Source organism: Neorhizobium sp. JUb45, assembly GCF_004343585.1.
GTDB lineage: Bacteria > Pseudomonadota > Alphaproteobacteria > Rhizobiales > Rhizobiaceae > Neorhizobium.
Genome location: NZ_SLYW01000002.1, coordinates 19,876 through 33,413 on the forward strand (window position 1 = coordinate 19,876; position 13,538 = coordinate 33,413).

At 51.8% G+C, this 13,538-nt stretch carries 10 protein-coding genes; all 10 read right to left on the reverse strand.

Going from position 1 to position 13,538, the window contains the following annotated elements:
• Positions 1-38: 38 nt before the first annotated feature.
• The 10 genes from EDF70_RS06750 to EDF70_RS06795 all read right to left on the reverse strand — a co-directional run bounded on the left by EDF70_RS06750 (position 39) and on the right by EDF70_RS06795 (position 13,262).
• The gene (locus EDF70_RS06750) at positions 39-1,163 is read right to left on the reverse strand and encodes a glycosyltransferase family 1 protein (RefSeq protein ID WP_132272610.1); all 1,125 of its coding nucleotides are present in this window, start codon (positions 1,161-1,163) and stop codon (positions 39-41) included.
• Complete coding sequence (locus tag EDF70_RS06755) at positions 1,160-4,927, reverse strand: glycosyltransferase (RefSeq protein ID WP_132272611.1); 3,768 nt, start codon at positions 4,925-4,927, stop codon at positions 1,160-1,162. Before EDF70_RS06755 ends, EDF70_RS06750 begins: the two co-directional genes overlap by 4 nt.
• A complete protein-coding gene (locus tag EDF70_RS06760; protein ID WP_165931958.1) occupies positions 4,924-6,309 on the reverse strand; it encodes an FkbM family methyltransferase in 1,386 nt (461 codons plus the stop codon). The genes EDF70_RS06755 and EDF70_RS06760 overlap by 4 nt, the downstream gene beginning before the upstream one ends.
• The gene (locus EDF70_RS06765) at positions 6,309-7,169 is read right to left on the reverse strand and encodes an FkbM family methyltransferase (protein WP_132272613.1); all 861 of its coding nucleotides are present in this window, start codon (positions 7,167-7,169) and stop codon (positions 6,309-6,311) included. The genes EDF70_RS06760 and EDF70_RS06765 overlap by 1 nt, the downstream gene beginning before the upstream one ends.
• A gap of 4 nt (positions 7,170-7,173) precedes the next feature.
• A complete protein-coding gene (locus EDF70_RS06770) occupies positions 7,174-8,406 on the reverse strand; it encodes an ABC transporter ATP-binding protein (RefSeq protein WP_132272614.1) in 1,233 nt (410 codons plus the stop codon).
• Positions 8,406-9,191, reverse strand: a complete 786-nt coding sequence (locus tag EDF70_RS06775) for an ABC transporter permease (protein ID WP_132272615.1) — start codon at positions 9,189-9,191, stop codon at positions 8,406-8,408. Before EDF70_RS06775 ends, EDF70_RS06770 begins: the two co-directional genes overlap by 1 nt.
• Positions 9,192-9,209: 18 nt before the next feature.
• Positions 9,210-10,172, reverse strand: coding sequence for a GDP-mannose 4,6-dehydratase (locus tag EDF70_RS06780; RefSeq protein WP_132272616.1), 963 nt, complete (start codon positions 10,170-10,172; stop codon positions 9,210-9,212).
• 12 nt (positions 10,173-10,184) lie between these two features.
• Positions 10,185-11,171, reverse strand: a complete 987-nt coding sequence (locus EDF70_RS06785) for a GDP-mannose 4,6-dehydratase (RefSeq protein WP_132272617.1) — start codon at positions 11,169-11,171, stop codon at positions 10,185-10,187.
• 966 nt (positions 11,172-12,137) lie between these two features.
• Positions 12,138-12,278 (reverse strand): hypothetical protein, encoded by a 141-nt coding sequence (locus tag EDF70_RS30295; RefSeq protein ID WP_245519081.1) that lies wholly within the window; start codon positions 12,276-12,278, stop codon positions 12,138-12,140.
• Between the two features lie 222 nt (positions 12,279-12,500).
• The gene (locus EDF70_RS06795; protein WP_132272618.1) at positions 12,501-13,262 is read right to left on the reverse strand and encodes a helix-turn-helix domain-containing protein; all 762 of its coding nucleotides are present in this window, start codon (positions 13,260-13,262) and stop codon (positions 12,501-12,503) included.
• Positions 13,263-13,538: the final 276 nt, after the last annotated feature.

The window sequence follows — 13,538 nt, forward strand, 5'->3', positions numbered from 1 at the left end:
TTATTATTTTCTGGAAATGGCGCCCGTCCGAGGTGACTTTACGAGGACGGACTCATATGGTCGCCAGCAATTTGGAATATCAGAGAAAGCTGCTGGCCTGTTTTTTGCCACGAAAATCGGCAAGCATTTTCTTTGGCGTAGCTACTCAACACCTGCCGAAGCTCATTATCAGAGTTTAGCCGTACGATCGCCCGTGCCAATTCAGTAACGTTCAAAGGATCTATCAGAAGCGCACCACGTGCGGCGACCTCGGGCATCGACGATGTTGTCGATGTTATCACTGGTATACCAAAGCTCTGGGCTTCTATGATTGGGAGGCCAAATCCTTCATACAGTGACGGCATGAGCAGAAATCGAGCCGAAGCGTAGAGCGAAGCAAGTTGTGTGTCTGAGACGTACCCAGTGAGCTTCACTATATCTTTCAGGTTGTATTGATCGATCATCTTCGTCAAATCTCCCATACGCCACCCTTGGCCGCCCGCGATCACGAGATTCAGAGCACCACGGTTTGCGGTTGGAAGTGCGGCAAAGGCTTGCAACAGTCGCTGTAAGTTCTTCCTTGGTTCAAGCGTTCCGACAAACAAGGCATAGGGATGGCAGGTAGAGCAACCAATCGGTGCTTCAGCGTGTACGGCATCAACCGAAAGCTGTGTCAGTCCTGGATATACGACGGAAATGCGGCTGGAAGCATCCTGATAGAAGGCAACCACATCTGCCGCCGTCGCTTGCGAATCGGCAACTATAATTGTTGCCCGTTTTAGCGCCGATCGCATGAATAAACGTTCACCAACCCATGTCTGCCAGCGCATTGTGGCTGGTGCTTTCTGCCAAACCAAATCGTGAATCGTCACTACGCTGGGTATTTGTTTTGAAAGACCAAGAGGCAGCCGATGCGCCGGCCCCCAAAACACGTCGAGATTGTCATCGTTAGCGGCCTTAGGCAGCGCTGTCATACTCCATATTGCTCGTCGAAGAGGTCCTCTAAAATCGAATGTGCGGATCTCACAGTTTCTCAACAACGGTAGCGGTTTTCGCGGTTTCTCCGGCATGTAAAGGATGAGGCAATGCCCGCGCTCACCTAACTCCCGACATGTCTCCAACACGTAACGGCCGATTCCGCTGAGACTAGGCACAAGATTACGAGCATCGACGCCGATCTTCATTGTACCAGTCGCGCTCTAGGGCTTGCGTTCGATTTGCTCTCAACGCCAGAAATTTTGGAGAAAAATTCGAATGCGCACTGTTTCCATGTCACAACGGGAATTGACGCGGACGATGGGCGTGATGAGGCATCGGTATCTATCCAACGCTTGATGACATCTGCTAGCAAATAAGGTGATGAGCTCGAAAAATACGTCGCGCTCATACCCGCGACTTCATGGAATACTGGTAAGTCGCGAGCTATAATTGGAATGCCTCTTTTTGCAGCTTCGACGATTGGAAGTCCGAATCCTTCACCATGTGACGCGATTATGACGCAATCAGTGCAGCCATAGATATTTTCCAGATACTCGTCGCTGACTCCTGTAAGCCAGAACAAGTTCTCGCCCAGTCGTGTGTGCGTACGAACTTTAGAGATAAACTCCTCTATCATCCATCCCTCTTTGCCGACGAAGACAAGATTGACGTTTTTATCTTCTGACCAGAGTTTCTCGAAAGCTATGAGAACCTCATTGTGTGCTTTCCGCGGTTCGATAGTACCAACACAGACAAATGTGGTGTTTTTATCGAATTTGGCGAGAAGTTCGGCTGCATTCGGCGGTAGTCCACACGAGGGACGGCTATTCTCAATATCCGAGCCGAGAGGAAACCAATCTACGGATGGCAGGCTTTCTAACTCAGGTAGTTCTGCAGCGATCCACTCTGATAATTCCTTTGCAACGGACTGGGATATGCATAAAAGGCCATCGCTGCATGTGACCGCACTTTGAAGCCATTCGGAGTGCAACAATAATGCCTCCGGCGGAAAAAATTGTGGCATTTTAATAGGCAGGAGATCGTATATAACGAAAATGATTTTGACGCCGTAGCGGCGCATTTTTTCAAATGTTACAGTGTTTTGAACCACGGCCTTGTGATGGAGGTCCAAGCCAACGAAAATATCGCCAGCACCGTATTCAATTGGACTATCACATAGAGTTTCACTGTAGGATCCGACAAATTGTGATGTAAATGATCTGGCATAAAAATATCCATCGTGTCCGTCAATAGAATAGACGGGTTCGAATCGGAATTTTACTTGGTCTATTTCAATCAGCTCCGATAATATGCTTCTAACAACCCGTTGAATACCGGTCTGGGCATCGATTTTTACGAGTTCTGTTATGTCAACGAATACGCGTTTGTGAAGTGATAGATCTGAGAACGTTGAAGCAAGCGCTTTGGCCGCTTGTTCTAGTTGTCTGTCATTTCCCGGAACGGGTCCAAGGGAGGCGATTTTTTTTACAGCGTTATCCAGCGTACACATCCGGCTGGTTTTATACAGCATCTCGATCTGAGTGTGGTATTTTTCAGCCAAAATCTCCGGGGCGAGATAGTTCCTTACATAATGTGTCGCAGCTTGGCCTATAGCGAAGCGCAAACCTGCATCATTGTATAATTGTGAAAGGGCAGCGCTCAGATCACAGTCAGCAAACTCATCGACTATCCTCAAAACGCAATTTTCCGGCAATTCTGCCATCGAGCCGTGATTATTGACGATAGTTGCCATTCCCGCGACCATGCAGTCGTTAACGGCGGCGGAGGTTTCTCCACGGGACTTCGTTCTTAGCTGAACGCCAACATCGGCAGCAGCTAGGTACGAACGATAAACATCCATGTCGATGAAGCCGGTAATGCGTATCTGAGCCATTCCCGCGGCATGCTTGATCAATCTCTTAATAACATCTTGGAATTCGCCTTGGGCCTCTCCACCGACGAAAATCAGATGGCATTTGCGATCGCTACTTAGATCCGACGCTGCCCACGCGGAAATGAGCCGGTCAGCGAGCTTAAGCCGACCTACAGAGCCAAAGGAGCATACAATAAAATCATCATCGTCATAGCCAAGACTTCTACGCGCACTTGCGCGGTCTTGTAATTCTGGCACAGCACGCAGAAGGGGCAGAGAGCACCAACTTTCGGAGACGCCTTTACCATAAAATTCCTGAGCCAAGCTTCTTGCAAATTCGCTATGCACAATCACGCCAACAGCGTTGCTTATAGCGGGAGCATTCGCGGGGTATTTGTAGATTATAGATGCATCGTCGACCGTACGCCCGTTATCAGCGAGCGCCTTGTAACCATGGGAATCGTAGAGGCTTTCTTCCCAGAAACCAGCTACGCCTTCATGTAGAGAACGGTGTGCGGCAATGCCGCTAAGATAAAAATCGTGCAATACGACCGCACCGGGTGCATATCTTATCATCGAAAACATATGGCTGTGGTAGGTCGAATTGCCGAAATGATACAGGATACGGTCATATTTGGTGTAATGCTTTTGGAATTCCTCGACGCTAACAATCTGGCCTGAAAACGAATCGATGGCTTTTATGGGTTGGTCGACCACTAATTCAATATCGTAATACGCTTCGAGTGCTGGAATGAGTTCGGCGCTATAGTCCGCTATGCCAGTCTGCGCTGGCGGTAGCGGCGACACATATGCAAGCTTCTTCTTCACTGAAACAACTGATTTTGCTTTAACGCTGTCTCTTGATTCAAAAACACGCTTGGTTTCAATTTCTTCAAGGGCCTGCCACGTCCTCTTCGCGGTTGCGGTCCAGGAAAAATTCCTCGCTTGTACCAAGCTGTGCTCGCGCAATGCGTCACGAAACCCTGCATCAGTCAGCGAGCGGTTCAAGACTATCGCAATATCGTCGATATTCGACGGATCAAAAAGTGCGTCTTGGCGGCCGATAACTTCGGGTATACTCGACGTATTTGAGCCGATTGTTACAGCTCCGCATTGCATAGCCTCTAATGCCGGTAATCCAAAACCTTCGTGGAGTGACGGGAAGCAAAAGACGTCACAGAGATTATAGAGTGCAACAAGGTCTTCTTCAGGGACGAAGCCGGTCATCACAAATGCGTCTGTCGGAATTCCCGCTCGCGTCGCGATCCTTCTTAATGCGGCGATATCCTCAGCTCGCGCCGAGCATACGACGGCGAGTTGACGTGCTGCTTTGGTTTCTGCAGGCAGACGAGAGAACGCCTCGATAAGCCCATCGATGTTTTTCCGTTGATCTATACCTCCTGTATACATGACAAAAGGCTTGCTTAGTTTGTATTTCTTCCGAAGATGCTGTTCTTGGAGTGGTGACAAAATTGTTTGTTTGAAATGGGCCTCTGCGGCCGTCGAGATTGTCACAATTGAATCAGGTTTAATCTGCAATAAATCAATAGCTTCTCGTCGAGAAGACTCGGAAATTGCTAGTAGAAGACGCGAGCGCTTCAAGTTTTCAATCTTATTTCTATACCATTTTTTTGCTTCTACACTCGGAAGATATTTATCAGGGTAAATATATGGGATTATATCATACAGCGTAATAGCCGTTCTTTCAAAAGGGACAAGCTCTCCTGCACTGGTAACGGCATCGTCCCAAAAGCCTTCAAACAAGCTAGCGATGTGAACCAGATCTGGATTAAGGCTTGCGATCAAAGCTTCCCTTGTGGTGCTGCTGACGGCAGCTCGCCACAGATTGGAAGGATCACTTTCCGAACATGGCGAAAGCGCGCTCCAAAACCGTACGTCTTCGGTTGGCATAACGCAGGCCAGCCTTTGGCGAATTTCATCAAAACTTTCTGGGAAGGCATCGCTCAAAATTGTTTTAATTTGATGATTGCCAGAGTGTCTCGCCATCTCTTCAACGAGTGACATAGTATAACGGCCAATGCCGCGGTTGCGGCTGTTACGGCTTTGCGCGCCGCAAAGATCTACGACTAGTCTCATTTCTTAGTGGCATCCTTTTGATTTCGCGCGATGCTAGCCGCATTCAATCTCTCAAGGATCAGCGTTTCGAGGTCCGATGTGACACTAGCCTTTGAGCCATTGGAGTAACCATACTTCGGGCTATCGGGGGCGTATCTGTCATACGCCGGGGCCGAGCTTAGCGCTCGTCGAACGAGCCTCTCGAGCCCAGGGTTGATCTTGAGAAGACGTTTGGCGAGGCGCATAGCCCACGCATTGCTTGCTGCATACCTATATACGAGGCGAAGGATCGACGAACAAACTCTTCGTGGGCGCGTGTTTGGTCGCAAAAAAATCCAGCCTTTGACGCCGTGTCGAAAGTGCCTGATTACCAATATACCGCGCCGTATGGGAGCTGTCAGTTTCCACGATGTGGAACCGTAGATTGCCTGCAAGCCGGCCTCGAGACTTGAACGTACTTCTTGCTCATTTTTAAAAGCGGTCTCGATACCGTCGATCCGAGCTTGCAAAAAGGCCTTATCACTTTCTAACTCAGCCACTTTCACGTCTAGCGAATTGGAGTAGATATCATTCTCGGCAATATCGCTTTCTAACTCAGCCACTTTCAAGCGTAGCGAACCAGCGTAGATATCATTCTCCGCAATCTTGGAGAGCAGTGTGTGTTTGTCGATCTCTAAATAACTAATTTTTGATGTCAGGTTGCCACAGAAGCTTGATGTTGACTTGCCGGAAAAGAAGAAGCGATCGAAGACATTGGGAGGGGCCGCAAACGAGCTCAGTCTTTCGCCTTGGCTTTGATGGACATAAAACGCGTTAAGACCATCGAAATAAGCAAACCTATAGCCCCTCTGTACCAGATAGTGTGCCCATTCACTATCGTTGCGCTGCTCATTAGTTGGGGATGTTGCTTCTACAACTATGATCCACGGGCGCTTAGGACAGTCGCCCCAGCTTGCCAGTACCTGATCCTCCATGCCCTCTACATCAATCTTAAGCCAGTGGACTACGTGAGCTTCCGCCCGGTTGAGGATTGATCCAAGGCTAATTTGCTCGACATTTCTCTCTTTGTATTCGAAGCCTCGCAAGCGTTGCTGCTCAGCAAGGCTCCTGTCTCCGGTGCTTAGCCCTGTTTCTAGAAAATCAAAGAAATGCAAAGGCTCTGTGCCGCATCCCACGGCCGCTTCGATAACAACTTCATCAGGTCGATCTTTCCGTAACATGCCAGCATGGTGGGGAGTAGGTTCAACATGCACGCCCCGCCAGCCCTTTTCATAGAACCCGCGACTCACGGAATCTACTGTAGGATCTTGTGCGCCGATATCGATATAAAAACCGTTTTGAATATCTTTCAGCGCTCGCCACAACATAACGTCTTCGAAATTTTGAGCGTAAGATATGAACATCATTTCACCGGAAACAGGGACAGTTGAGGCATGTTACGACTAATATGCGGTATAGAGATACGTTCGTCGCATTGGAAAAAGCTAGCGACAATAAGTCCATCGCCGCTAAAAGACTCTTGCACGCTATGTTCCGCAAGAATCTTTCCTCCTAATGCGATGACTAGTGCAAGGCAGTCTTCGTGTGTGTTGCGGGAGCCAGAAATTGATCCGTGGTGAGTTGATATAATAGCAAAGCGTATCTTCTTTTTTTCAATGGCATCGCGAGCTGACGTTAGTAAAGGGAATTCAGCGCCTTGTACATCGACATGAAGAATTTCTATTACGTCGTTTCCAGATAATTCAATAATGGCATTGATATCATAACATGGCAGGGCAATTGGGTCAGTTACTGTTTCTACAAATGCTTCAAGAACATCATGCCTATCACCTCCAACAAAGCCCTGCAGGAAGTTCATCCGCTGCTGCAATCCATTGATACGAGCATTGCGCTCACCAATCGCTTTGTTGTTTGGATCTGGCTCTATGCAAATGGCGCGCGACCCTGGGACCTCATGCAGATACCACATACTGTAGTAAGCCCAGAATGAACCTAACTCCACGAAAAGCGAGTTGTGGCGGCATGCTTTCAGCAATGCATTAAACAGCAGTTCTTCTTGCGGTTCATGGTGACCACGTAGCGCCCTAATGACATGGGCCATCCAGTCTCCATGATATCCCCCCGCAATGACTTTAAGGCCATTATGCATTATCTGAACATCGCCGTCAGGGCCGGCGATAATGCGACCAGCGTCTGGTGTTTTGGGAATATCGTTGCAGTCTCCGCAGGCGATGGTCATTAGAGTGCGTTCAAGGCCGTCCATCTGCTTACTCTATCCTGTTGATGGTGAAGGTCGATGGCAGGGCAGCCGTGCCGACGAAATAGGGGAGAGACGTGTTGACTACATCGAAGACAAACGCATTATCCGTCCACTCGTAGTTGCCTTGGCTGTGGTGGTCGGCCGCCGTAAGTGCTGCCGTCAATCCATACGAACCGGGGCCCAGCAAACACTGAAGATCGACGTCGATGCGGTAGCGGTCGTTGTTTTGGGGTGAACAGATTGCTTGATTAGTGCGAGCCGTATTGGTGCCCCAAACGAGATGACCAGTTCGGTCACGCAGCATCAGTCCTAAAACTACTTGCGAAATTTCGCCTGCAATTTGTATATCCACCCTGAAGGTCAAATCTTGGCCTGTGTCGACTACTCGCGCAGGGGCACCTGTGCGTCGATCGACTAATGCTATGCTCGTGATGATTGCTTCGTGAGTTCCCGAGCTTGTTCTTAGCCAACCGTTAGTATCGCGGTTCTGATCGATCCGGCCTGAACTGTTTTCTCGCGCAGCAATCATCGCATTGTAGTAGTCCAGTACTTCGTCAGGCATCCCGTCTTTTATAATACTCCCCTTATCCAAAAGAACGACGCGGTTACACAGCGCGCGCACATCTCCAAGGCTATGAGTCACCAGTATGATTGACGTGCCGTGTTCCTTGAACTGGCGGATCCTGTCGAAGCTTTTGTGCTGGAAGTAGCTGTCACCGACTGACAGGACCTCATCAACAATCAGAACATCCGGGCGTCGGGCCGTCGCCAAGGCAAAGGCAAGGCGTGCCTGCATGCCGCTTGAATAGACACGGATCGGCTGGTCGAAGAATTCGCCGATCTCGGCAAAATCTTCGATACCAGGCATGAGGCCTGAAAGTTCTTCCTGCGAGAACCCCATAAGGCCGCCGGCATGGTAGATATTCTGGCGGCCGGTGAATTCCGGATTGAAGCCTAGCCCAAGTTCTAGGATGGCACTGATTCGGCCGGATACCGTGACGTGGCCGGTGGTCGGCCGAATTGTGCCCGTGATCATCTTCAAAAGCGTGCTCTTGCCTGCGCCGTTCTGACCGATCAGCGCTAAAGCTTCGCCTGCTTTGACCTCGAAAGAGATATCACGATTGGCCCAGTATTCAGAGACCGGTCTGATGTTGGCGCCAAACCAGGTGGCGAAACGCTGAAAATTGTTCTTGTAGGCCGCGTAGCGTTTGCTTACAGCGGAAACAGTCAAGACGGTCATCAAAGGGCATCCACCAGTTCGGGGCTCGCGCGGCGGAACAGGACGAAAGAGGCGGCAACCGCAATGGCTCCCACCACAGCCGCAGGCAGAAGGCTCGACAGATCAGGTGCCCTGTTGAGAAGGAGGGCGTCCTGATAGATGGCGACGAGGCCGGTCATGGGATTGAGATTGATGTAGGGATGGACGCTTTCCGGCACCACACTTTTCACATAGACGATCGGAGTCAGCCAGAACCATAACTGCATCACCACCATCATCACCTGCCCGACATCGCGGGCAAAGACGTTGATGATACCGAGGAACACCCCAAGACCGAACGCCAGTGCCGAGATGAGAGCAATGCCGATGGGTACGTAAATCCAGGCTAGGCCCGGATAATGGCCGAAAAACAGGAAGATGAAAGCGATTGCCAGTAGCAGAAGCAGGTGATTGATGATCGCGCCACCCCACACGATCACCGGCAGGCATAGTCGCGGGAAGGCAATCTTCTTCATGGCGGAAGACTGCTCTATAAAAATCGTCATGCTGCGATTGAGAATTTCAGCAAAGAGGCCCCAGGCGGCCATGCCGGACAGAAGATAGATCGGGTATGCAGCCGGGTTATCCATATTCGGGATACGGGCACGCATCACCTCTGCCAGGACAATCGAGAAGATCAGCGATTGGGCCAGCGGATGCAGGATGAACCAGAAGGCGCCCAGATAGGATCGTGCAAAGCGTCCCTTCAACTCCCCGCGAATCGATGACAGGATAAAGTATCGGTACTGCCAGAGGCTTCTCAGCACGGCGTCCTCCGGTATGGCTTAACGAGGGGCATTGATGCGGTCTCTCCAATCGGACAAAACCGCGCTTACGGTATCTTCGAGTTGAAACTGAGGCGACCACTTGAGGCTGCGAAAGACGGCGCTCGCGTCGCCGCGCGCTGTCGGAATATCGACCGGACGCATGCGATCCGGCGCAACAACGACGTCGATGTCGCGGGCGGAGAGACGCACGAGAATATCTAGGACAGTACGCACTTCCACGGCATGGCCAGAGGCAAGGTTGAACACCTTGCCGTCGGCATCCTCACCCTCGCCAAGGGCGGCCAGCGCATAGGCGCGAACAACGTCGCGGACATCGAGAAAATCTCGGTATGCGCTCAGGTTGCCGACTTCGATAACCGGCGGCACAATGCCGGCCTCGATCCGTGCGATCTGGCTCGCAAACGCTGGAACAACGTAATTTTCGGCTTGGCCGGGGCCGGTATGGTTGAAGGGACGGAAGCGGATGCAGCGCAGGCCATCGTAAAACATCTGAGCGATCGCTATGTCCGCGGCTGCCTTGGTTGCGCCATAGACAGTCATCGGCTTGAGGGCACGATCTTCACCAACGGCATCTCCATCAGCGTCCGCGAAAGATTGGCCATAGGTTTCCGAACTACCGACAAAGATGAAACGACAATTCGGCACTTCTTCGAGAACGGCCGAAGCAAGATTGGTCGTCCCGTGAAAGTTGACATTCCAGGCTTGGGTCGGATCTTTGCGCGCCTCCTGCGGCGCGGCGATCGCTGCCAGATGCACGACCGCAGTCGGTCGGAAATTGCGCAGCACATCTGTCACCGCTTTCTTATCTGTGACATCGAAATTGACCTCGCAATCTGGGCCGCGCCCCGATGGCAGAAGCTCGAGCCCGCTGTTAACGGGGAGTTCGCGCAGTGTCCTCGTCAGCCACGTGCCGACGAAGCCGGATGCGCCGGTGACGAGGATCCTGTGCTGCGCTGTCATCCGGTCACCGCTTTAAACCGACTTCAGGTGAGCCAAGCGCTTCAGGTCGGCATCGACCATTTCAACGATCATCTCTTCCAGCGTGATCGTTGCTTCCCAGCCGAAGGCATCCTTGGCCTTCTGCGGGTTGCCGAGGAGAACGTCGACTTCGGCAGGGCGGAAGAGATCCGGATCAATGACCAGATGCTTGTCGATATCGAGACCGGCATGTTCAAAGGCGATCTTGCACATGTCGCGTACCGTGGTGGTGCGACCGGTGGCAACGACATAATCGTCTGCGACGTCCTGCTGGAGCATCATCCACATGGCGCGGACGTAATCCTTGGAATGACCCCAGTCGCGCTTGGCGTCGATGTTGCCGAGACGGAGTTCGTTCGACAGACCGAGTTTGATGCGAGCAACGCTATCCGTCACCTTGCGAGTCACGAACTCAATGCCGCGAAGCGGGGACTCGTGGTTGAAGAGAATGCCGCTCGAAGCGTGTAGGCCAAAGCTTTCGCGGTAGTTGACCGTAAGCCAGTGGCCGTAAAGCTTGGCAACCGCATAAGGGGAGCGGGGATAGAAAGGCGTGATTTCCGACTGCATAGGCTCCTGGATGAGGCCGTACATTTCCGAAGATGACGCCTGATAGAACCGAGCCTCAGGACGTTCGAGGCGAACGGCTTCCAGAATGTTGGCAACCCCGAGGCCGGTCACCTGCCCGGTGAGAATGGGCTGCTGCCAAGAGGACTTGACGAAAGACTGGGCACCCAGATTGTAGACTTCATCGGGCTTGACGTCGCGCAACGTGCGGATCATGCCTGACAAGTCGAGCAGGTCGCCGTCCACGATTTTCACCTCACGGGTAATGCCTAGCCAGTCGAGGCGGCTGAGGTTTACATCCGAAGTGCTGGAGCGTCGGGCAAGGCCATGTACATCGTAGCCTTTTTCCAGCAGAAGCGCCGCAAGATAGGCGCCGTCCTGACCGGTAATGCCGGTGACCAATGCTGTCTTTGTCACGTGTCTCTCCGCAAATCAAATTTGATAGATCATTTAAATCGTGCTGTTCCGATATCGTTACAGCCGTATGTCTGTTGTTTGCCTTATGCGGTTCGAGATGAAAAAACAATCGCTGCGGGCATTTCCCCGACGAGGACAAAGAGAATTGTTGGGGAGCTTAAATCAGTTCCACGTTTTGAAGGGTGGTGCCAGTAAATGATTGTCTCGCAATCCGACTGATGAGTGTCGCCTTCCTTGGACCCAAGCTTGCGACTGAGCTTTGACCGCCGTGAAAATCGGTCATGCCGGATTGAAACTATGATGTGTATGTCCACACTGTTGACGCTGCCGAAGATCTGCTTCTGGCTTTCGGCTCGAAAAAGATCGTAAGGTTTGAAGGCACTCGCATGAAACCGATCGAAATTCCAGCAACGCAGGAGTAAACGTAAGAGATCAGCTGGAAATCGGGGCAGAAGCTTTTTAAGCTGAGGCTTGCATAGCGCATGCACCACCTCATTATCGAAGAATGAAAAGCTGGCACATGTCGGTTTCTGCGTGGAATTGAGTCTGTTATTGCATGCAATTTACACGAGCATGGCAATCATGCCGGCTCACGGGCTCTATTTTCAGGAGCGTTTAACGCCTGAAAGCCGTCCAGTGGCGGCGGCTTGCTTGATGCTACGGGCAATCTCGGTGAGAAATGCGGAGATGACAATGCCAGGTGGCTTTGTGCTTTCAAAATCTTAGGTCTTGTCCAAATCGACAAGGTTAAAATCGTCGAGAATGATCCAGCATGGAAAATCAGACCGGCGCGGCGGCATTCCATTTGATTAAAAGCGAGCGCCAAGCTTGCCGCTGCGGGTGGCTTTGCTGTGATCGGAAACAGGGGGAGGCGGCCGGGATTACCTTCGCTGCGAACGGCCTGTCTCCTCGCCTGCGTTGGCCTGCCGCATCCAGACATAATGGAACCTGACAATCTCGCCACGCTCAAATATCGGTGTTGCTCTCGGCCAAGATTTCATCAAGGCCGGTCATCAACTCGCGGTGTGGGGCCTCGGGCGCATCGTAGAGGCCGAAAACTTGCGCCTGCTGTAATCCCAAGAGGCGCTGATAGGTGTCAGTCGTCAAAAAACCAATCGTTCATGCAGCGCTTGGTAAGCGCCACCGGCTCTATCAGCTCGGTTTCGAGAATTTTCCCCGAAACACGGTTCATGTCGGAAAAAGAAAACTGCTTCATGATCAGGTCTCCAAGCTACTTAGGTAATTCAGGTGAATAGCTACTTTATGCAATGCTCTTGCCAGCGATCCAAAACTAACGGAAGTTGCTGAGCAGGGTATCTGCAAAACCAATCACGAGGCCTCGAGAAGCTCTATTGTCTCGAAAGCTTTTGTGCAGCCACTGCTGCCGCAACGTTGAAAAAATGCGATCCAGTCAAGGGTTGCGACGTCGCCATCGTCCGGCGGCCAGTAGCCGGGCAAGTCGTAACCGAACCTTCCACCTCGCATTGTTCGGGCTCTGACAGCCTCAAGCGACGGGAGGCCGTAACGGTGCAGCCAGGCGCGCCACAACGAGATCTGTTTCGCTTTGCGCTCGTCCAGAAAGACAAGCGGGATGGCCCGTTGCGCCTCCTTGCGCGGAGGGGCGCCCTCGCGCGCGTTAGATTTATATATTTTTTCTTTCTCTAAGTTTGGTGGACATATTTGACCGCCTTCACTGGACATATCCGACCCCCTCACAGGACGATTTTGACCGCCTTCCCGCGGACGAAGGGGGACAATTTTGTCCGTCTTTTCGCGGGCCTCTGTTGCGCGTATTATCGATGCTGCAGAGGGACGATATTCCGTGTTGTGCCCAACGCCGTTGCCACGCCGGACCTCGAACCACCCGCTGACTTCAAGTTCTCGGACGGCACGTTGAATGCTCTTGACGCTCTTGCCGGTCGCTTCGGCAATCGTTTGATAAGACGGCCACGCCTTCTCGGTGTGGCCGTTCACATGTGTGGTGATGATGTAAAGCGCAATCGATCGGGCGCTATCGCCCAGTTCCCTGTCGCAACTCAATTGCTGAAGCCATTGCAGCTTCACTTCCCGAAATGGTCGCGCGGTGCTCATGCCAGCCTCCCGCCAGTGGAGGGCATCAGAGAGCCGGCGTGAGCCGGCTCCTGATACAGCGCTGTGTTTGAGCGCGGTTGACTGGTTATTACGGCCGCGAAATTCCGCCAATTTTTGTTTGACCAACGCGGTCTAAGTGCTTGATTTTGCCTATCTCGTTTGACGTCGAATTTGCCGTAACTCGTGGCCGTGTTGCGATCCGAACGGGATTGAAAATCCGCGTGTCGGTGGTTCAAATCCGCCTCCGGGCACCATTAAACCTCAGAAAATTCAATA